This window comes from Mesorhizobium sp. CNPSo 4670, assembly GCF_057784235.1.
Map to the genome: position 1 here is coordinate 380,494 of NZ_JBWJFQ010000004.1, position 19,927 is coordinate 400,420.

At 63.4% G+C, this 19,927-nt stretch carries 22 protein-coding genes and 1 riboswitch; of the genes, 12 read left to right on the top strand and 10 right to left on the bottom strand.

All coding sequences use genetic code 11. The features are described 5' to 3' along the window. Positions 1–9: 9 nt before the first annotated feature. The 4 genes from AC0ZT5_RS10480 to AC0ZT5_RS10495 all read right to left on the bottom strand — a co-directional run bounded on the left by AC0ZT5_RS10480 (position 10) and on the right by AC0ZT5_RS10495 (position 4,191). The gene (locus tag AC0ZT5_RS10480) at positions 10–1,194 is read right to left on the bottom strand and encodes a malate--CoA ligase subunit beta (protein ID WP_184873480.1); all 1,185 of its coding nucleotides are present in this window, start codon (positions 1,192–1,194) and stop codon (positions 10–12) included. Between the two features lie 21 nt (positions 1,195–1,215). Then, on the bottom strand, positions 1,216–2,178 hold the full coding sequence (locus AC0ZT5_RS10485) for an HpcH/HpaI aldolase/citrate lyase family protein (RefSeq protein ID WP_477228747.1): 963 nt from the start codon (positions 2,176–2,178) through the stop codon (positions 1,216–1,218). 13 nt (positions 2,179–2,191) lie between these two features. Next, a complete protein-coding gene (locus AC0ZT5_RS10490; protein WP_488496391.1) occupies positions 2,192–3,382 on the bottom strand; it encodes an aminotransferase class V-fold PLP-dependent enzyme in 1,191 nt (396 codons plus the stop codon). Positions 3,383–3,516: 134 nt separating this feature from the next. Beyond that, positions 3,517–4,191, bottom strand: a complete 675-nt coding sequence (locus AC0ZT5_RS10495) for a response regulator transcription factor (RefSeq protein WP_488496392.1) — start codon at positions 4,189–4,191, stop codon at positions 3,517–3,519. Between the two features lie 396 nt (positions 4,192–4,587). Here AC0ZT5_RS10495 and mgtE point away from each other — a divergent pair, with 396 nt between their 5' ends. Both mgtE and AC0ZT5_RS10505 read left to right on the top strand, forming a co-directional pair. Beyond that, positions 4,588–6,006: a magnesium transporter gene (mgtE, locus tag AC0ZT5_RS10500; RefSeq protein ID WP_477289354.1), complete on the top strand. Its 1,419-nt coding sequence runs from the start codon at positions 4,588–4,590 to the stop codon at positions 6,004–6,006. 150 nt (positions 6,007–6,156) lie between these two features. Next, positions 6,157–6,543: a MerR family transcriptional regulator gene (locus tag AC0ZT5_RS10505; protein WP_006203215.1), complete on the top strand. Its 387-nt coding sequence runs from the start codon at positions 6,157–6,159 to the stop codon at positions 6,541–6,543. A 6-nt stretch (positions 6,544–6,549) separates the two neighbouring features. On the opposite strand, the gene AC0ZT5_RS10510 is transcribed toward AC0ZT5_RS10505, so the two are convergent. Continuing rightward, a complete protein-coding gene (locus AC0ZT5_RS10510) occupies positions 6,550–7,026 on the bottom strand; it encodes a methyltransferase family protein (protein WP_488496393.1) in 477 nt (158 codons plus the stop codon). Further along, on the bottom strand, positions 7,023–8,021 hold the full coding sequence (locus tag AC0ZT5_RS10515; RefSeq protein WP_488496394.1) for a heparan-alpha-glucosaminide N-acetyltransferase: 999 nt from the start codon (positions 8,019–8,021) through the stop codon (positions 7,023–7,025). The genes AC0ZT5_RS10510 and AC0ZT5_RS10515 overlap by 4 nt, the downstream gene beginning before the upstream one ends. A gap of 235 nt (positions 8,022–8,256) precedes the next feature. Between AC0ZT5_RS10515 and AC0ZT5_RS10520 the strand changes: the two genes are divergently transcribed. Further along, positions 8,257–9,456: an MFS transporter gene (locus AC0ZT5_RS10520; protein WP_488496395.1), complete on the top strand. Its 1,200-nt coding sequence runs from the start codon at positions 8,257–8,259 to the stop codon at positions 9,454–9,456. A gap of 3 nt (positions 9,457–9,459) precedes the next feature. Here AC0ZT5_RS10520 and AC0ZT5_RS10525 read toward each other — a convergent pair whose 3' ends face one another. Continuing rightward, positions 9,460–10,635 carry an aromatic ring-hydroxylating oxygenase subunit alpha gene (locus tag AC0ZT5_RS10525; protein WP_488496396.1) on the bottom strand — a complete coding sequence of 392 codons (1,176 nt, stop codon included), beginning with the start codon at positions 10,633–10,635 and terminating at the stop codon, positions 9,460–9,462. Between the two features lie 141 nt (positions 10,636–10,776). Then, a riboswitch (cobalamin riboswitch) is annotated at positions 10,777–10,974 on the top strand. Between the two features lie 36 nt (positions 10,975–11,010). On the opposite strand from AC0ZT5_RS10525, the gene AC0ZT5_RS10530 reads away from it, so the two are divergent. From AC0ZT5_RS10530 to cobO, 4 genes are read left to right on the top strand one after another with little or no spacing between them, the layout of a single operon-like run. Beyond that, positions 11,011–11,190, top strand: a complete 180-nt coding sequence (locus AC0ZT5_RS10530) for a CbtB domain-containing protein (protein ID WP_095087280.1) — start codon at positions 11,011–11,013, stop codon at positions 11,188–11,190. 15 nt (positions 11,191–11,205) lie between these two features. Continuing rightward, the gene (locus AC0ZT5_RS10535; protein ID WP_488496397.1) at positions 11,206–12,009 is read left to right on the top strand and encodes a CbtA family protein; all 804 of its coding nucleotides are present in this window, start codon (positions 11,206–11,208) and stop codon (positions 12,007–12,009) included. Next, the gene (gene cobU / locus AC0ZT5_RS10540) at positions 12,002–12,517 is read left to right on the top strand and encodes a bifunctional adenosylcobinamide kinase/adenosylcobinamide-phosphate guanylyltransferase (protein WP_488496398.1); all 516 of its coding nucleotides are present in this window, start codon (positions 12,002–12,004) and stop codon (positions 12,515–12,517) included. The genes AC0ZT5_RS10535 and cobU overlap by 8 nt, the downstream gene beginning before the upstream one ends. A 1-nt stretch (position 12,518) precedes the next feature. Further along, positions 12,519–13,148, top strand: coding sequence for a cob(I)yrinic acid a,c-diamide adenosyltransferase (cobO, locus tag AC0ZT5_RS10545; RefSeq protein ID WP_488496399.1), 630 nt, complete (start codon positions 12,519–12,521; stop codon positions 13,146–13,148). Positions 13,149–13,170: 22 nt separating this feature from the next. Here the strand turns inward: cobO and cbiB are convergent, their stop codons facing one another. Further along, entirely contained in the window at positions 13,171–14,139 is a 969-nt protein-coding gene (gene cbiB, locus AC0ZT5_RS10550; RefSeq protein ID WP_488496400.1) for an adenosylcobinamide-phosphate synthase CbiB, read from the bottom strand. Between cbiB and cobD the strand changes: the two genes are divergently transcribed. Both cobD and AC0ZT5_RS10560 read left to right on the top strand, forming a co-directional pair. Next, on the top strand, positions 14,138–15,184 hold the full coding sequence (gene cobD, locus AC0ZT5_RS10555; protein ID WP_488496401.1) for a threonine-phosphate decarboxylase CobD: 1,047 nt from the start codon (positions 14,138–14,140) through the stop codon (positions 15,182–15,184). The two genes, cbiB and cobD, sit on opposite strands and share 2 nt — an antisense overlap. Continuing rightward, positions 15,181–15,690: a tyrosine phosphatase family protein gene (locus tag AC0ZT5_RS10560; protein ID WP_488496402.1), complete on the top strand. Its 510-nt coding sequence runs from the start codon at positions 15,181–15,183 to the stop codon at positions 15,688–15,690. Before cobD ends, AC0ZT5_RS10560 begins: the two co-directional genes overlap by 4 nt. Positions 15,691–15,731: 41 nt before the next feature. Here the strand turns inward: AC0ZT5_RS10560 and AC0ZT5_RS10565 are convergent, their stop codons facing one another. After that, on the bottom strand, positions 15,732–16,535 hold the full coding sequence (locus tag AC0ZT5_RS10565; RefSeq protein ID WP_488496403.1) for a creatininase family protein: 804 nt from the start codon (positions 16,533–16,535) through the stop codon (positions 15,732–15,734). 54 nt (positions 16,536–16,589) lie between these two features. Beyond that, complete coding sequence (locus AC0ZT5_RS10570; protein ID WP_488496404.1) at positions 16,590–16,973, bottom strand: RidA family protein; 384 nt, start codon at positions 16,971–16,973, stop codon at positions 16,590–16,592. A 265-nt stretch (positions 16,974–17,238) separates the two neighbouring features. Here AC0ZT5_RS10570 and AC0ZT5_RS10575 point away from each other — a divergent pair, with 265 nt between their 5' ends. Genes AC0ZT5_RS10575 through AC0ZT5_RS10585 form a run of 3 tightly spaced genes read left to right on the top strand, consistent with a single transcriptional unit; the run spans position 17,239 to position 19,923 of the window. Further along, positions 17,239–18,243 (top strand): ABC transporter substrate-binding protein, encoded by a 1,005-nt coding sequence (locus tag AC0ZT5_RS10575; RefSeq protein WP_095087295.1) that lies wholly within the window; start codon positions 17,239–17,241, stop codon positions 18,241–18,243. Positions 18,244–18,254: 11 nt separating this feature from the next. Beyond that, the gene (locus AC0ZT5_RS10580; RefSeq protein ID WP_488496405.1) at positions 18,255–19,085 is read left to right on the top strand and encodes an ABC transporter ATP-binding protein; all 831 of its coding nucleotides are present in this window, start codon (positions 18,255–18,257) and stop codon (positions 19,083–19,085) included. Next, entirely contained in the window at positions 19,072–19,923 is an 852-nt protein-coding gene (locus AC0ZT5_RS10585) for an ABC transporter permease (RefSeq protein ID WP_488496406.1), read from the top strand. Before AC0ZT5_RS10580 ends, AC0ZT5_RS10585 begins: the two co-directional genes overlap by 14 nt. Positions 19,924–19,927: the final 4 nt, after the last annotated feature.

The window sequence follows — 19,927 nt, forward strand, 5'->3', positions numbered from 1 at the left end:
TCAGCTCCCTCAGCTTGCTTTCTTGAGCGTTGCCGAACGCCATGCGGCGACGGCTTTTTCGGCGGCTTCGGCCAGCGTTTCGGCGACGATCACCGCCTCGCCGGAATCGGCCAGGATGCGGCGCCCTTCCTCGACCTTGGTGCCGGCAAGCCGCACAACCAGGGGGACGTTGACCCCGACTTCGCGGATCGCCTTGACGACACCCTCGGCGACCCAGTCGCAACGGTTGATGCCGGCGAAGATGTTGACCAGGATGGTCTCGACATTCTTGTCGCCAAGCACGGCGCGGAACGATTTCGCGACCCGCTCCGGCGAGGCACCACCACCGATGTCAAGGAAGTTGGCCGGCTCGCCGCCGGCGATCTTGATCATGTCCATCGTCGCCATGGCGAGGCCGGCGCCGTTGATGATGCAGCCGATATTGCCGTCGAGGCCGACATAGGACAGGCCGCGGTCGCTGGCGAAGGTTTCGCGCGGGTCTTCCTGGCTCTTGTCGCGCAGCTCGGAGATTTCCGGCCGCCGGAACAACGCGTTCTCGTCGAACGACATCTTGGCGTCGAGCGCGACAAGGTTGCCGTCGCGGGTCACCACCAGCGGATTGATCTCCAGCATCGAAGCGTCGTAGTCGCGGAACACCTGGTAGCAGCTGAAGATGGTTTCGGTCGCCTTGCCGATCAGGTTCTGATCCAGGCCGAGCCCGAAGGCGATCTCGCGCGCCTGGAAGCGCTGCATGCCGACACCCGGATCGACCGTGGTCCGGATGATGGAATCCGGCGCCCGCTCGACGATATCCTCGATCTCCATGCCGCCGGCGGCCGAAGCCACGATCATGACGCGCTCCTCCTTGCGGTCGAGAACGAAGCCGACATAGAGCTCCTGCGCGATGTCGACGGCCTCCTCGAGATAGAGCCGCGAAATCAGCTTGCCCCGCGGGCCGGTCTGCTGGGTCACGAGCTTGCGGCCGAGCATTGCTTCGGCTGCGTTGGAGATCTCCTCGTCATTGGCGCAGAGCTTGATACCGCCGGCCTTGCCGCGCGCACCGGAGTGAACCTGAGCCTTGAGAACCCATTTGCCGCCGCCGATCTCGCGCGCCCGATAGGTCGCCTGCTCGGGGCTGTAGGCCAGGCCGCCGCGTGGAACGTGAATCCCGTGGCGGGCAAGCAGTTCCTTGGCCTGGTATTCGTGAATGTCCATCTTTTGTCCTCCCAAGAGCCTTCAGTGCGTGGCGGCGTGCGCCTGGCCGGCGCGTTCGATTGCTTCGTTGACCACCAGCACATTGCGGGCCATGCGTTCCGAGGCCGCGTCGATCATTTTGCCGTCGAGCGCTGCCGCGCCCTTTCCGAGCGCCTCTGCTTCCTTGAGCACTTCCAGGATGCGCCTGGCGCGGACGACTTCCTTTTCCGGCGGCGAGAACACGCTGTTGGCAAGCGCGATCTGCGAGGGGTGGATCGCCCATTTGCCTTCGATGCCAAGTGCCGCCGCGCGCCTTGCCGCAGCCGTGTAGCCCTCAGGGTCCGAGAAATCGCCGAACGGCCCGTCGATGGCGCGCAGGCCGTAGGCCCTGCAGGCAACCGTCATCCGCGACAAGGCGAAATGCCACTGGTCGCCCGGATAGTCGGGATTGAGGCCGCCGATGTTGACGGTGCGCGCCTTGTTGCTGGCGGCATAGTCGGCGACGCCGAAATGCATCGCCTCCAGGCGGCCGGGCGTGGCGGCGATAGCCTCGACATTGGCCATGCCGAGCGCCGTCTCGATGAGGGCTTCGAGGCCGACGCGGGTCTTGTAACCCTTGGCCATCTCGATCTGATTGACCATGGCCTCGACCATATAGAGGTCGGCCGGAACGCCGACTTTCGGCACCAGGATGGTGTCCAGCCGGTCGCCGGCCTGTTCCATCACATCGACCACGTCGCGGTACATGTAGTGTGTGTCGAGGCCGTTGATGCGCACCGAAACGGTCTTGCCCTTGGCACGCCAGTCGATGTCGTTGAGCGCCTGGATGATGTTTTTGCGGGCGCGTTCCTTGTCTGGCGGCGCCACGGCGTCCTCGATGTCGAGGAAGACGAAGTCGGCGGCGCTGTTGGCCGCCTTTTCGATCATCTCCGGGCTGGAGCCGGGAACCGCGAGTTCGCTGCGCTGCAGCCTGAGTTTTTTGAGATGGTTGATCGTGTGGCTCATAGTCGCGTTCCTCTCACGCCGCTTCGGCGACAGGTACCTCGGCCGAGGCACGGAAGTGCTGGATGGCGGCGCCGACGCCCGAGCCTGGCGCCAGCCGGACGCCGCAATCGAGCAGCGCCATTTCCGCCGCCGACAGCGAGGCCAGCACCATCACCTCGTTCAGCCAGCCGAGATGGCCGATGCGGAAGACCTTGCCGAGCACCTTGTTGAGACCGCCTCCGAGCGAGGTCCGGTAGCTCTGGTAGGCGCGCTTGACGACGTCGCTGCTGTCGATGCCTTCCGGCACCAGGATAGCGCTGACAGTATCCGAGTGCCATTTCGGCGCCTTCGCGCAAAGCTTCAGGCCCCAGGCGTCGACCGCCTTGCGCACGCCTTCGGCGAGGCGATGGTGACGGGCGAAGATGTTGTCGAGCCCTTCCTCGGCGATCAGGTCGAGCGAGGCGCGCAGTCCGCGCAGCAGCTGCGTCGCCGGCGTATAGGGGAAATAGCCGGCGTCGTTGGTGCGGATCATGTCCTCGAACGAGAAGAAGCAGCGGCGGTGAGTCGCGACCCTGGAAGCGGCCAGCGCTTTCTTGCTGACCGAGAGGAAGCCGAGGCCGGCGGGCAGCATGAAGCCTTTCTGCGAGCCGCTGACGGCGCAGTCGACACCCCATTCTTCCTGACGGAAGTCGATCGAGCCAATCGACGACACACCGTCGACGAAGAGCAGCGCTGGATGGTTCGCCGCGTCGAGTATGGCTCGGCAGCCTGCGACATCGCTGGTGACGCCGGTGGCGGTCTCGTTCTGCGTGCAGAAGATTGCCCTGATGCGGTGTGCCTTGTCGGCCTTCAGCTTTTCTGCGTAGAGGTCGAGCGGCACGCCGGTTCCCCACTCGCAGTCGATCACGTCGACCTCGAGGCCGAGGCGCTCGGCCATGTCGACCCACAGATGCGAGAACTGTCCGAAGCGCGACATCAGCACGCGATCGCCGGGGCTGAGCACATTGGTCATCGCCGCCTCCCAGGCGCCGGTGCCCGACGACGGGTAGATGAAGACGCGGCCGGTTTCGTTCTTGAAGACTTTTTTGATGTCCTCGAACAGCGGCAGCGTGAAATCAGGAAACGATCCGGCGCGCATGTCCTCCATCGGGAGGTTCATCGCTTGCCGGACCTGCTCCGGAATGTTGGTGGGTCCTGGAATAAAAAGGTGGGTGAACCCAGCCATGCGTGAACTCCTCCGAAGTTAGAGATTTGTGGAGGGAGTGTCGTTTGGAAGGCGAGGGGCAACAACACCTTGGTGGGTAAGTTCTCGCCGCGCGCGGGTGGGGCGAGACTACCCGCTTGGCCTACCCGGTCGTCCTATCCGACAGGCTGTTTGGGACTGCGACGTTTCTCGCTCGAATAGAGCGCGACCGCCATTGCCCGATTGCGGACGTCAAGCTTGTCATAGAGATTCTTGAGGTGATACTTCACCGTATTCTCGGAAATTCCCGTGCGCGTTGCGATCTGAAGGTTGGTCCAGCCGTCGGAAAGCACCGCCAGCAGTTCGCGCTCGCGAACCGTGAGCTGGGCCAAAGGCGTGTCGTTGACCTTGTTGATGTCGATGTAGGGGATGCAGATGCGGCCGTGCGCGACGGCCAGGATCGTCTCGAAGATGATATGCGGATCGTCGAACTGGAAGCAGTAGCCTTGAGCACCGAGTCGCACGCACTGCTTCAAGATGCCGATGTCGTGGTCGTTGGAGAACACCGTGATGCGCACATCGAGCTTGCGGCTCTGGACCTCGGCCAGGACATCCGCGCCGTCCATGTCGGCGAGCCTCCAGCCGATGACGGCGACATCGAACTTGGTCTTTCCTGCCAGGTCCAGGAGTTGCCTGCCGCTCTGCACGGCGCTCAGCAATTCGAAACGTCCGTCGCATTCCAGCATTTCGCGGAGCGCCGATATGACAAGCGGATTGCGCTCGGCGACAACGACGCGAACGCGTTGCTGTCCTGATGTGGCCTCGTTCGTTCTCGCCGACCTTGCGTTCAAGGGCTTCCGTTCTGGACCGGTTGCGGGCATGGGCGGATCCGGCCGATATCCGGACCCTGTGCCATGACAATCGCCGCAACCGCACCACCGTGCTCTTTCCCCAGCGACATGCGCTGTCGCGCCACCTGAACCGGTATCCTATTGGTTTTGACGCGATCGGCATTGTCAGCCCAAGGTTTGGCGATGTCCGCCTCTCACGAAGTCAGGCCGGTAGGTGAGCGCGTATTTCGTTTGATATTCCGTGCGTTAGCACCATAGGTTCCCAAATCGAATCGTGCTGCCGCGCTATCCCTGGATTGAGCGGCGGATTCTCCCCAAAAGCGGTTTCCACTTTTGGGTCCGATGCTCTAGACCTGAGACGCTCCTTTTCCGGGATTGCGATGGCGGGAGGCGCTGGTGGAAGGCCAGGACGAACGGACGACCGGCGCCAGGGCCGCTGAAGACGCCCACGCCGATATTTATGGCGAGGATGGCGCCGTCCTATCGTCCTTCCTTGCCCAGATCGGTGCGGCGATCGCCGACCGCGACACGCTCACGCTCAAGCATGAAGTCGACCACTTGCACCAGTCGGAGCTCGGCGACCTGCTCGAGGCGCTGCATCCCGAACAGCGCCGCGCGCTGGTCGACTTGTTGGGCGCCGATTTCGATTTTTCCGCGCTGACCGAGGTCGACGAGGCGATCCGTATGGAGATCGTCGACAATCTGCCCAATGCGCAGATCGCCCAGGCGGTGCAGGAGCTCGATTCCGACGACGCGGTCTACATTCTCGAAGATCTCGAAAAGGAAGACCAGGACGAGATCCTGTCGCAACTGCCGTTCACCGAACGGATCAGGCTGCGCCGTTCGCTCGACTATCCGGAAGAGACGGCCGGCCGCCGCATGCAGACCGAGTTCGTCGCGGTGCCGCCGTTCTGGACGATCGGCCAGACCATCGACTACATGCGCGAGGACAAGAACCTGCCTGAGCGCTTCAGCCAGATCTTCGTCATCGATCCGACCTTCAAGCTGCTCGGCGCCATCGACCTCGACCAGATCCTGCGCACCAAGCGCGCGGTCAAGGTCGAGGAGGTCATGCATGAGACGCGGCACGCCATTCCCGCCACCATGGACCAGGAAGAGGCTGCACGGGAATTCGAACAGTATGACCTTCTGTCTGCCGCCGTTGTCGACGAGAACGAGCGGCTGGTCGGCGTGCTGACCATCGACGACGTCGTCGACGTCATCCAGCAGGAAGCGGAAGAAGATCTCCTGCGCATGGGCGGTGTCGGCGACGAAGAGCTCTCCGACAGCATCCTTTCGACCTCGCGCTCGCGCGTTCCATGGCTGCTGGTCAACCTCTTGACTGCATTCCTGGCGGCTTCGGTGATCGGCCTGTTCGACCGCACGATCGAGCATATCGTGGCCCTGGCGGTGCTGATGCCGATCGTCGCGGGCATGGGTGGCAATGCCGGCTCGCAGACCATGACCGTCACCGTGCGCGCGCTGGCGACCAAGGATATCGACATCTACAATGCCGGCCGCATCATCCGCCGCGAGATGGGTGTCGGTTTCATCAACGGCATCGTCTTCGCCATCCTGATCGGCATCGTCGCCGCGACCTGGTTCCACGACAACAATCTGGGCGGCATCATCGCGGCGGCGATGATCATCAACATGTTCGCGGCCGCTTTGGCCGGCATCCTGATCCCGCTGCTGCTCGACCGTTTCAAGATCGATCCGGCGGTCGCTTCGGCGGTCTTCGTCACCACGGTCACCGATGTCGTCGGCTTCTTTGCCTTTCTCGGCATTGCCACGTGGTGGTTTGCGGTGCCTTGAAGGCGCATCGTGCCTTCAATTGACTTTTACGTAAATGCCGTGCGAGGCTTGCGCGGGGTGCAATGTCGATTCCGGCATGGCATGGGTTTGGTTCGGGACAGGAGGGGGTGCCGCTCCCCGGGTTCCGGGTTCCGGGGTGTGGGAGTGACAATGCGGGAATATTATTCGATCACCGAACTGACCCGCGAATTCGACGTGTCGACGCGGACGCTGCGCTTCTATGAGGACGAGGGGCTGGTGCAGCCGGTAAGACGCGGCCGCACGCGGCTGTTTCGCCCGTCCGACCGCCACCTCATTCGCCAGATCATGCGGGGAAAACGGCTAGGCTTCTCGATCAATGAGATCCGCGAAATCATCCAGATGTACAAGGAGCCGCCCGGCGAGGTCGGTCAACTCAAGCTGATGATCAAGCGCATCGAGGAAAAGCGCGAGGACCTGCGACAGAAGCGCCGCGACCTCGAGGAGACGCTGGCCGAACTCGACCAGGCCGAGGAATCCTGTGTCGAGCGGCTGGTGGAACTCGGCGTCAACACGTAACGCTGTTCAAATCCAGCGCCGCACTCTTTTGGCGTAGTCCCGGTATTTCTTGCCGAATTTCGCCGCAAGCACCTTTTCCTCGCCCTCGATCGCGACCTTTTGCGTGACAAAGGCAGCGATGAAGGCGAGCGGCAGGAACCAAACGATCCCCGAGACAAAGGCGACGCCGATCAACAGCAGCGTGTTGGCCAGATACATCGGATTGCGGGTGATGCCGAAGGGCCCCGTGGTAACCAGGTGATCGGGCACCGCGTTGGGATTGAGCGTGGTCTTGGCCCTGATCATGGTGCGGATCGCGGTGAACCAGAGTGCCGCGACGCCGAACAGGGCCACCCAGCCGGCGGCGAACAGGATATCGCCCAAAAGGTCGCCAATCCAGGGCAGGGGATAGAGCAGGCCGAGTGCGATGCTGATGGCGATGGCAGCAACGTAGATCACCGGCGGCCACGGTATGAGCCCTGCCTTCGGCTGGTTCTCGGTCATTTGACCCCTCCCTCCGTCATCTTGTCTTCGGTCTTGGCGGTGCACATACCGGCGAGATCGGATATATGCGTCTTCCATTCGGCAGTCTGGTCGTTGTTGTAGAGCCGATCAAGTGAGGCCTCGCCCTCGAGCGTGTCGAGCATGCAGACACAGTAGCTCGAACAGAACTCGGTGTCGCGCGACTGCTCGCAAGACAGCTGGCAGGTTTTCAGGAAGTTCACCTGCGGGGTTTCGACCTTGGCCGGCATGACTTGCGCGAACAGCCACACACAGCCGATCAAAAGCGGCTGGTGGATCAGGTAGAAGGCCAGGCTGTGGCGGCCGATGAAGACCAGCGGGTTGGCCCAGCGGCCGGGTGTCAGTTCGGCAAGCCGCGCAAGCAGGCCCGAAGCGGAGGCGAGTTTAGTTACCGCGATGCCTGCAAGTACGGCGCCGAACCACGGAAACAGCGGAACGTAGTCGTTGGAACGCGGATTGATCGCCGACAGGCCGATCCACCACAGCCATGGATGGTCGAAGGCCTCGAAGCGCAGATAGACGGGCGCTGCGATGACCAGCGCTGCCACAAGTAGCGTCAGCAGCGCCGGCAGCCGCAGGAAGGCGAGGCCGAGCAGGCTGGCCAGCGCGATCTCGTGCAGGATGCCGAAGAAGATAAAACCGTCCGGGGTGGCAATGCGGGTGACGACCGAGATGGCGATCGCCGCTCCGGCGACCATGGCGAAGCGCCTCCAGAAGTCGTTCCAGCGGATTTGCCGGCCATGGGCGAGGTACAGGCTGACGCCGACCAGGAACAGGAAGGTCGAGGCGATGCAGCGCGCATAGATCTTCCACCAGCCGAAAGCGGTGAGGCCGGGATCGGTATAGCCGAAGAATTCCAGGTCCCAGGTGAAATGGTAGCTCGCCATGGCGATGAGCGCGATACCGCGCACGATGTCGATGGCGACGATGCGCTTCGGTCGATCCTGAATTGGTACGGTCGGCGTGTGGATGCTCATGGTCTCGTATTCTGATTCAGCCCCGCAAGACGACTATCACGGTTGCCCCGGACAAAAGAAGGCCGGCAGCTTCGGGTATAGGGTGCGCTGCAGAAGATGGATCAGGCGCCGCTTTAGGCCAGTGCCGGAAAGCCTTTGGCCGACTTCGCTTTTGCTGGATAGGCGTCGGTTTCCTGTTACCCGTGCAGGAATCACCACGGCAGATTTGACCCGCTGATTCTGCTTTGGGGAAGCAATGTCCACCCATGTGCGCCATCCGATCTGGCTACCGGCTTTGCGGCCGGCCGACGCGCGCACCTTCGCTTCGCTCTATGCGGTCGAATCATTCGCCCGCGCCACGGTGTCGAGCGTCATCCCGATACAGGCCTACGAGATCCTGCATAACGAGCAGATCGTCTCGATCCTCTACACCATCGTGGCGATGCTCGGCCTGTCGGTAACGCTGTTCATGCCGATGCTGATCCGACGCTTTGCCCGGCGCTGGGTCTACACGGCAGGTGCCTGCCTGCTGGCCATCGGCTCGCTGTTCTTCGTCACCCATACGCTTGCCGGACAATTGGCCGGCATGCTGTGCCGCGTGATGGGCGCCAGCGCGCTGTCGATCACGCTCAACCTCTACATCATGGACCACATCCGCAAGACCGATTTCATGCAGGCCGAATCACTGCGCATGGCGTGGTCGATGTTGGCCTGGACCGGCGGGCCGACGCTCGGCATCTTCCTCTACACGCGCTTCGGCATCTACGCCGCGCATGGTGCGGTGGCGGTGTTCGCGCTGGCCTTGCTGGCGCTGTTCTGGACCTACCGCCTGGGCGACAACCCATCGATCCGCCCAGGCAAGACGCGGCCGGCCAATCCGCTCGCCAATATCGGCCGCTTCCTCGCCCAGCCCAGGTTGCGGCTGGCCTGGCTGATCGCCTTCGGCCGCTCCTGTTTCTGGACGACGTTCTTCGTCTATGGGCCGCTGTTCATGGTCATCACCGGCGAGGGCAAGCTGGCCGGCGGTCTTTTGGTTTCGGCCGGCAATGCGTTGCTGTTCATGGCCATCTTCTGGGGCAAGGCAGGAAAGCGCTTCGGTGGCCGCCGAACCATGACATTTGCCTATTTCGCCATGTCGGCCATGCTGCTGGCGGCGGGTGCGGTCGGCGAAACCGGGCCGCTGCTCACCGGCGCCCTCCTGCTCTGCGGCGCTTTCTTCACCATCGCGCTCGATGCACTGGGCTCGACCGCCTTCATGCGCTCGGTGCGATCCTATGAAAGGTCGCAGATGGCGGCGGTCTATCGCACCTATCTCGACTTTTCCGAACTGACGCCGCCGCTGGTCTATTCGGTCGTGCTGGCGTTCTTCGGACTGGGGTCGGTGTTCGTCACGCTCGGCCTGCTGGCGGCGTTTTGCGGCTTCGTGACCTGGCGATACCTGCCGAAATCGCTGTGATCTTCACGGGTTGGGGGTAGCTGCTGCGTGCCGTTCGCGGATCCAGTTGTGGAAGCGGTGCAGGTCGTACTCCTCGGGCATCAGCACGCCGGCCGCATGGCGCCTCGAGCGCAAGCCTTTCTGGTTGACCTCGCAGATCCCTGCATCCTCCTCCAGCACCTGTTTGCCGAAGGCGACGATGTTGTCGATATCGGTTGCATCAAGCGCCTCCGGCGCAAACAGCCATTCGGCGACAAGCTCGGTCTGCTCGGGGCCGAGCGGCACCAGCCGCACGGTCCTGACATAGTCGACATGCCCGACGATGAACATCGACGGCAGGTTGGTGGCGTAGGTCTGGCCGGCGGCGCGTTCGGCTGATGTGAGGCTGGCAAAGATCGGCCCATGCGCCTGGCCATCGCGCGACCAGGTCTGCGCGCCGGCACGCAGGCCGCCGGAAAACTCCGGCGCGTCATTGTCGGCGTGGCGGGACCATTCGGGATCGTCATGGCGACCCATCAGGCCGCGGCCATAGATCGGCACCAGCCGCGACAGGTCCTTGTGGACGCCCGGACAATGCAGGCACTCGTTGAAGTTTTCCCAAAAGATCTTCCAGTTGCAGTTCATCACCTTGCGCAGCACATGGCCGGTAACAAGCGTTTCCAGCGGCCAGTTGGCGAGACTGCCGGACGCTGGATCGAAGGAGGTTTGCGCCGAGCCGGCGGCGTCCTCTTGCAGATTGACGAAGACAAAACCGCGCCACACCGAGAGCGCCACGCGATAGAGCGGATGATTTGCCTTGTCGAAGCCTTCCGGCAGCGACTTCGACGGCACGCGAACGAGGTCGCCGCGCAGCGAATAGGACCAGGCATGGTAGGGGCAGGTGATGAGCCGTGCCTTCAGCCGGCCTTCGCTTTCCTGGCAAAGCTGCGAGCCGCGATGGCGGCACGTGTTGTGGAAGGCGCGCAGTTCGCCGGTTTCGTCGCGGAGCATGACGATTTCCTGCGTGCCGACGCGGAAGGTGCGGAATGAAAGCGGCTGCGCAAGGTCGGCCTCGCGGCAGACGAGCAACCAGCTTTTGTACCAGATGACGTCGAGATCGCGCTGATAGCTGTCCGCATCCCAATAGGCCGACGATGGCAGCGTCGGTTCGGCCCGGGTCAGGCCGTTGTAAGGATCGCGCTCGCTGGCAATGGGCTGCATGGCTGGCTTCCTGTGGATTTGTCAGCCGACACCCGACCATGGGAATTGTCAATTGTTGTGCCGGAGACCCGATTTATCTGGATGGCGCAATCGCGCTGGTTGTCGGCGGAATTTGGTTTGCCGGTTGCGGCGATTTTCCCTATAGTCGCGCTTGTCGTCGGTTCCGTTTTGGAGCCAAGAGGGAATGCGGTGCGGGCGGACTGGTTGCCCAATGCCGTGGCTGCCCCCGCAACTGTGTGCGGTAGTCCTCTCCATATGCCACTGAAGGTTTTTCTTCGGGAAGGTGGGGAAGGGCGCTGATCCGCGAGCCAGGAGACCTGCCGGCGACAGGAAACTGACTTCGATGCCCTCGGGTGGAGGGTGAAAGGACAAGACATGACTACCGCTTCCGTCTCCCTCGGCGCCTCCGTCTCCTCGCAGTCGCGCTTCATGCAGCTTGCACTCGTGGCGCTGCTCGGCATCTTCGTTGTCGGCTTTGTCGGCTTCTCGCATATCGATGCGGTCCACAATGCGGCTCACGACTATCGCCATTCGATGGCGTTTCCCTGCCACTGACGAGGATTTGACATCATGAACTTGTTTCGCAACGTCGTGTTCATCGCGGCGATCGCAGGGCTCGTGGCCGGCGTCGTTCTCGCCTGTCTGCAGGCCTATGCCACCGTGCCGCTGATCCTGAAGGCGGAAGTCTACGAACAGGCCGGCGGCGGCCACCATCATGACCATGCCGCTCCTGCCGCAACCGATACCAGCGCCATGAGCACAGCCGCTCCGGCGGGGAATGCCATGAGCTCCGCCGCCCCGGCGCCGGCGGAAGCAGCCACTCCGGCCGCGGAAGACGAAGGCTGGGCGCCGGCCGACGGTTTCGAGCGTTTCGCCTTCAGCGTTGTCGCCAATATCGTCACCGGCATCGGTTTTGCGCTGATCCTGGTCGCGGTTTCCGAATTCGCCGGCGGCATCGGCAATTGGCGCCAGGGCGTATTCTGGGGCCTGGCCGGCTTTGCCGTGTTCACGCTGGCACCTGGCCTCGGCCTGCCACCGGAATTGCCCGCCATGCCGGCGGCCGATCTCACGCAGCGCCAGATCTGGTGGTGGGCAACCGTGGTGGCGACCGCGGCGGGTCTCGGCCTGATCGCGTTCCGCAAGTCGCTGCCGCTTGCGATCCTTGCTGTCCTGCTGATCGTCGCGCCGCATGTCGTCGGCGCACCGCAGCCCGACAGTTTCGAGACGCCGATCCCGGAAGGCCTGCACCACCAGTTCGTGGTGGCGGTTACGGTGACCAACCTGGTGTTCTGGCTGGTGCTCGGCGCCGTCGTCGGCGTGGTGCGCGGCCGCTTCACCGGCACCGCGACCAGCCTGCGCGACAGCTTTGCCTGATCGCAGCAAGCTGACCTTCATCATCGGCGGTGCGCGCTCCGGCAAGAGCGCGCATGCCGAAACCCTGGCGACGGTTCTACCCTCGCCATGGACCTATATCGCCACGGCGCAAGCCTATGATGACGAAATGCGTGAGCGTATCGCGTTGCACCGCTCGCGGCGCGGCGAGGGCTGGGCGACCATCGACGCACCGCTCGATCTCGCCGGCACGCTCGAGGCTTTGCCGGACGATCAGCCGGTGCTTGTCGACTGCCTGACACTGTGGCTGACCAATCATATGCTGGCCGAACACGACCTCGACCTTGAGTGCCGTCGGCTGGCGGACGTGCTGTCGCGGCCGCGCGGGCCCTGGTTCGTCGTGTCCAATGAAGTCGGCCAAGGCATCGTGCCGGACAACGCACTGGCGCGCCGTTTTCGCGATGCCGGCGGCCGGCTCAACCAGCAGGTGGCCGCTGTCGCCGATACGGTGCTGCTGATGGTGGCGGGGCTGCCGCTCAAGGTGAAATGAAATGACCGATATCGACGACAAGACCATTGACGACCGGGATGAGGAACGCCACCGCGCCAAGATGGCCAAGCGCAAGGCAGTGCAGGATGCCGAGGTGGCGGCCAAGACGATCGAGAAGGGGCTGCTGATCGTCAACACCGGGCCGGGCAAGGGTAAGACCACCGCCGCTTTTGGTCTGGCGCTGCGGATGCTCGGCTACGGCAAGCGTGTCGGCGTCGTCCAGTTCATCAAGGGCAAATGGCACACCGGCGAGAAGGATGCCTTCGCCGCCTTTGGCGACCGCGTCGTCTGGCACGCCATGGGCGAGGGGTTCACCTGGGAAACCCAGGATCTGAAGCGCGACATCGCGGCGGCCGAAGCCGCATGGGCCAAAGTGCTCGAACTGATGGCCGATCCATCGATCAGCCTGCTGGTGCTCGACGAACTGAACATCGCGCTGCGCTACGATTATCTCGATCTCGACAAAGTGGTTGCGGCGCTGAAGGTGCGGCGCGAGGGCCTGCACGTCGTCGTCACCGGCCGCAACGCCAAGCCGGCAATGATCGAGGCGGCCGATCTCGTCACCGAAATGGGCGTGACCAAGCACCATTTTTCCGCGGGCGTGAAGGCGCAGCAAGGCATCGAGTTCTGATAGCCTTAACCAGCAGGCCCGATCACGCGACGATGACGATTGCCAAGACCAAACCGAACAGCGCGATCAGCAGATAATCGGCGACACGATAGAGTTTCAGCGCCTGCCTGATGTCGATGCTGTCGGCCTCGCGGCGGCCACCTTCGCCCATGAAGAGATCGTCGACCAGCACGCCGCCATAGCTGCGCGGCCCGGCGAGCGCCAGGCCGAGCGCGCCGGCCATCGCCGCTTCCGGCCAGCCGGCATTGGGCGAGCGGTGTTTTTTCGCGTCGCGCCACACAGACTGCCAGGCGTTTTTCGCATCAGCACCCCTGACGAGGAATGCGGCCAGCACGATCAACAGCGCCGTCAGCCGCGATGCCGGCAGGTTGATCCAATCGTCGAAGCGCGCCGCCGCCCAACCGAACGCTTGGTGGCGCGGGGTGCGGTGGCCGATCATCGAATCGGCGGTGTTGGCTGCCTTGTAGGCAGCGCCTCCTGCCAGCCCGCCGACGCCGGTCCAGAAGGCGGGAGCAACGATGCCGTCGGAAAAATTCTCGGCCAGGCTCTCGATCGCCGCGCGGCTGACACCGGCCCGGTCCAGCGATTCGGGATCGCGGCCGACGATGCGCGAGACGGCGATGCGTCCAAGAGCAAGGCCACCGGTATCGAGCGCGTCGGCCACGGCCTCAACATGCTCGTAGAGGCTCTTCTGCGACAGAAGCGATGTCGCCAGAAGAGCGGAAATGATCAATCCCATGGGAACGAACCAGAGCAGGATCTGCACGCCGAGCCCTATCGCCGCCGGCACCAGCACGATGACCAGCAGCGCCTGGACACCACGCTTGCGACGCAGCGCGTCGGGATCAGTGGCGCGGTTGAGCCGGCCGTCGAGAAAGGATATCAGCCTGCCGAACCACGTCACCGGATGGCCGATGGCGCGAAACAGCCAGTCCGGGTAACCCAGGACGAATTCAGCGGCCAATGACAGGAAAGCGATCAGGATTGACATGAAGCTTCTTGATGGGGCGGTGGACCATGGTGGAAGTCTCGGCCGGGCGAGGGCGCTTTTCCCCAACGCGCCGCAGCCTTTCGTCGACCTCTCGACCGGTATCAATCCGCACTCCTACCCGCTTTTCGAGTTGCCCGCCACCACCCTGTCGCGGCTGCCGGAGGCAGCGCGTGCCAGCGAGCTGGTCGAGATCGCGGCGAGCGCCTATGGCGCGCCATCGCCAGCCAATGTGGCGGCGGCACCCGGCACGCAGATCCTGTTGCCGCGCGTCGCATCGCTGATCGCGCCCGGCAAGGCGCTGGTGCTGGGTCCGACTTATGCCGAACATGCGCGGGCAGCGGTGATCGCCGGGCACGCGGTGACGGAGGTCGGCGATTTCGAAGTATTGGCGGAAGCCGACCTTGCCATCATCGTCAATCCCAACAATCCGGATGGGCGCATCATAGAGCGCGACAGGCTGCTGGCGCTGGCCGCGGGGCTGCGCGCCAAGCACGGGCTGCTGGTGGTCGACGAGGCGTTCATGGATGTCGGCCCGCACGAGCACAGCCTTGGCGTCGATGTCGGTCAGGGCGGCATCGTGGTGCTGCGCTCATTCGGCAAGTTCTTTGGCCTGGCCGGGCTGCGGCTCGGTTTTGCGCTTTCCGATGCGGTGACGGTCGGCCGGCTGGACACGCAATTCGGACCATGGGCCGTCGCCGGCCCGGCGCTGGAATACGGCATTCGCGCGCTTGCCGACCTTGAGTGGCAGGACGCGATGCGGGCATCGCTTGCGGAGGCATCGGCACGGCTTGATGTGCTGTTCGGCCGCTTCGGCGCTGCTGTCGCGGGCGGCACCACATTGTTCCGCTATCTCTGCTTGCACGACGCCGCCGATCTGTTTGCCAAACTCGGCGAGCGCGGCATCCTGCTGCGTCATTTCGCCGATCGTCCGGGCGTCTTGCGCGCCGGCCTGCCGGGGAGTCCGGAGGAATGGCAGCGGCTCGAATCCGCTCTTGCCGAATGGGCGTCACGGCGCGAGGATCGTTCGAAGGGTTCGAAACGATGATCCATGTCTGTTCGCTGGCAAAGGTCGAGGAAACGGTGGCAAGGACCGGCGCCGACCGCATGCTGTCGCTGCTCGCCGCCGGAACCGACGTTGTGCGCCCGGCCTCGATCGCCCGGGAAAACCATCTGCATCTGGTCATGCACGACATCGCGGTGGCGCAGGACGGCATGACCATGCCGGGCGAGGAGCATGTCCGCAACCTGCTTGATTTCGCGCGCCGATGGGACCGGGCAAAGCCGATGGTCGTGCATTGCTATGCCGGCATCAGCCGCTCGACCGCTTCCGCCTACATCATCGCCGCGGCATTGGCGCCGAAGCGCGACGAAGCCGAACTGGCGCAGACGCTGCGGGCGCTGTCTCCATCGGCGACGCCCAACCCGCGGCTGATTGCGGTGGCCGATGTGCTGCTCCACCGCAATGGCCGCATGATCGAGGCGATCCAGGCTATCGGGCGCGGCGCCGACGCCTTTGAGGGAACGCCCTTTGCGCTGAAGATCGACATCTAGGACATGTTGATATTCAGGTGACCTGCCCTGCGACGGAAGTGCTATCTCAGCCAGTCGGCAAGCTTTGCCTTACGCACATCGCGCAGCAGGCTGATGAAACCGTCGGCCTGATGTTCTGATGTCAGCCGGCCTTTCTCGGCCGTGGCGATGCTGGCGTCGCCGACCACGCCATTCGGGTTGAGATCGCTGGCGATCCAGGCAAAGGCATGGGTGCCGGTGTGGCGCAGCAGCGAAAATTCCTTTTCGGCCCTCGCGACACTGGAAACGAAATTGTCGGCCTTGCCCATGTCGACGAGATCCGGCCGGAAATGCAGCATCAACGACGTCTCGACATCGCCGCCATGGATGCCATGGCGGTCCTCGAGCTCGGTGTACATGCCGGCCGGGCGGCCAAAGCGCTGCCAGCTGGTTTTCACCGCCAGAATTTTTTCGCGCACACGCAGTTCGCGCGTGACGATGCCCATGATCTCTTCATTGCCGCCATGCGAATTGACGACGATCAGTTTGCGCACGCCGGCCCGTGCGATCGACAGGCCAAGTTCGGTCCAGGCCTCGACCAGCGTCGTTGCCGGCAGGCTGAGAGTGCCCGGTGCGTGAAGATGCTCGTTCGACTTGCCCACCGCCTGCACCGGCAGGATGCGGATGTCGAGATCGTCGGGCAGGCGGGCAATCACCGTGTCGAGCATGCCGTTCATGATCGCAGTGTCGGTCGAGACCGGCAGATGCGGACCATGCTGCTCGATCGCCGCCAGCGGCAGCACTGCGATCGTTGCCTCCGGGTCGATCGAGGCGTATTCGGTCGTGCGGTAGTCGCCCCACCACACGCGTCTTTTTGCAACGGTCATGTTACGCCTCTTCGATAATAGGTCAGACCTAGCGCGGCAAGCGCGGCCTGTCGATCACCCAGCCGCGATGGCCTCGACCTCGACCTTGAATTCAGGCCGGGCGAAACCGGTGACGATCATCAGCGTCGAGGCTGGCGCCGGGCTGGAAAACAGCCGGTCGCGGACATCCATATAGGGCCGCAGATGTGCGCGGTCGGTGACGTAGGCGTTGATGCGGACGATATCCTGCAGCCCCAGACCGGCCTCTCCGAGCACTGCCGCGATGTTGCGGAAGCAGAGTTCGGCCTGCGCGCTGGCATCTTCGGGTATCTGGTCGTCCGCCGTGATGGCGACCTGGCCCGAGCACAGCACCAGCCGCTTGCCGGCCGGCACCTCGACGCCGTGGCTGTAGCGGGCAAAGGGCGGCTTGATCGACTTCGGTGTAAGGAACTTGAACATGGCAATCTCCGGTTCGTCGGCAACCTAAGACCGGACGCACCATACCTTCAAGATGGCGGTGCATGTCGCTGGGGCGATTGTGGACAGGCGTTCAAAAAATAGGCACGATGCCTCTGGTGCAGCATGACCCGTCCGGCTTTCGCAGATGGCTGTGGTGCAAGCGGGCGGTCCCGGCGCAAGACGCCGGTGGCATGTGTCTTGCTTCTTGAATCTCTGGTGTCGAGCCTGGCGCGTGGCGTGCCGGAGCAAACAAAGGGTGATGTTAATGTACGGAAAACAGAAGATCTCGGTGGCGGTGGTGGCCCTGCTTGCGGCCAGCACGCTCGGTGCCGCAGCGAATGAAAAAGTCACCTTCGGCACCAACTGGTTGGCCGAGCCGGAACATGGCGGATATTATCAGGCGGTGGCTGACGGCACCTACGCCGCCTGCGGCCTCGACGTAACCATCATGCAGGGCGGTCCGCAGGTCAGCGGCCGGCCGATGCTGCTTGCCGGCAAGATCGATTTCTACATGGGCGGCAATCTGCTGTCGGCGTTCGATGCCGTCCAGCAAGGCATTCCGATGCGCGTGGTGGCGGCGGATTTCCAGAAGGACCCGCAGGTCATCATGTCCCACCCCGGCGAGGGGCTCGACAAATGGGAGGATCTGAAGAACGCCGACCAGTATATATTGGGCGACGAGGGCGTGCAGACCTTCTTCCAATGGATGGTCATCGAACTCGGCTTCGATGCCGCCAAGCGCGCGCCCTACACCTACAACACCGCCCCGTTCCTCGCCAACAAGAAGTCGATCCAGCAGGGCTATGTCACCTCCGAGCCGTTCGCGGTCAAGAAGGAAGGCGGCTTCGTACCGAACCAGTTCCTGCTTGCCGACTATGGCTGGGATACCTACTCGACGACGATCGAAGTGATGCAGGACACGATCGACAAGAAGCCGGAGGTGGTCCAATGCTTCGTCGATGGCTCGGCCAAGGGCTGGTACAAATATCTCTACGGCGACAACAAGGCCGCCAACGACATGATCAAGAAAGACAATCCTGACATGAGCGACGAGCAGATTGCCTTCTCGATCGAGCAGATGAAGAAGTTCGGCCTTGCCGATTCAGGCGACACCGAAAAACTCGGCATCGGCGCCATGACTGACGCGCGCATCCAGAGCTTCTACGACAAGATGGTCAAGGCCAAGGTCACGCCAGCCGGCATCGACATCAAGAAGGCCTACACGCTGACCTTCGTCAACAAGGGCGTCGGGCTCGAGCTGAAGAAGTAGGCCGTTCCGGCATGATGCAGGAGAATGTGGCGCAAGCGCCAGCGAGCGCGTCGGATGTCGCTCCGACATTGCTGGCGCTGCGTGGCGTTGGCAAGGTCTTTTCCAACGGCGTGACGGCGCTCAGCGATGTCGATCTGACGATCCGGGAAGGCGATTTCCTCAGCCTGCTCGGACCGTCCGGTTGCGGCAAGTCGACGGCGCTACGGCTGATCGCCGGCCTGTCGACGCCGACCTCCGGCGTGCTCGACTGGCGCGGCGGCGGCTCGCTTGACCGCTCGAACATCGGCTTCGTCTTCCAGGAGCCGACGCTGCTGCCCTGGGCCAGCGTCTTCGACAATGTCTGGCTGCCGCTCAGGCTGAAAGGCGTTTCCCGCGCCAAGGCGGCGCCGGCGGTGACGGAAATGTTGGCGCGGGTTCACCTGACCGGCTTCGAAGACGCAGTGCCGCGCGAACTGTCCGGCGGCATGAAGATGCGCGTCTCGATCGCGCGCGCCATGGTGACGAAACCGCGTGTGCTGTTGATGGACGAGCCGTTCGCCGCGCTCGACGAGATCACCCGCTTCAAGCTCAACAACGATCTTCTGGAGTTGTGGCAGGACGAGCGCTTCACCGTCGTCTTCGTCACCCACAGCGTCTTCGAAAGCGTGTTTCTCTCCAACCGTGTCGTCGTCATGGCGGCGCGGCCGGGCAGGGTGTTCGACGAACTCGCAATCGAGGCAGCCTATCCGCGCGACGAGGCGTTTCGCACCTCGCCCGACTATGCGGCGTTGTGCCGGCAGGCCTCCGACGTGTTGGTCAAGGCCATCAATTCAACAGCAGGCACGCATCATGACGGCCATTGACGAGGGCGTCCTCAAACTGGACCCCGAGGAAGCGCGCCGCGTGCGCCAGGAGCGGCTCGAAGGGATTGGTCGCTGGGTGTTGCCGCTGGCGATCATGATCCTGGCGATCTGGCTATGGGATCGCATTTGCGTGTGGAATGAGATCCCGCAATACATCCTGCCGCGCCCCGGCGTGGTGCTGTGGACGCTCTACAACGATGCCGGCCTGCTGTTTTCCGCGCTGCTGGTGACCTTGCGCATCACCTTCCTCAGCCTGGCCTTGGCCGTCATCGGTGGTGTCGGACTGGCGGTGCTGTTCGCGCAATCGAAATGGGTCGAGATGTCGTTCTTCCCGTTCGCCATCGTTCTGCAGGTGACACCGATCGTGGCGATCTTTCCGCTGATCAACATCTATGTCGACAACCAGACGACGAAGCTTCTGCTCTGCGCCTGGATCGTCGCCTTCTTTCCGATCCTGTCCAACACCACGCTCGGCCTCAACTCGGTCGACCGCAACCTGCGCGACATGTTCAAGCTCAATGGCGCGACGCGCTGGCAGCAGTTGCGCTATCTCAGATTGCCGGCGGCGATGCCGTATTTCCTGGGCGGGTTGAAGATCGCCGGCGGCTTGTCGCTAATCGGCGCCGTGGTGGCCGAGTTCGTCGCCGGCGCCACCGGCCAGTCTTCGGGGCTTGCCTCACGCATCATCGAAGCCGGCTATCGGCTCAACGCGCCGCGGCTGTTCGCAGCGCTGTTCCTGATCTCGCTCACCGGCATCCTGATCTTCCTCGTGCTGTCGCTGATCTCCCATCTCATTCTAAGGCGCTGGCACGAAAGCGCGCTGAAGCAGGAGCGCTAGTTCC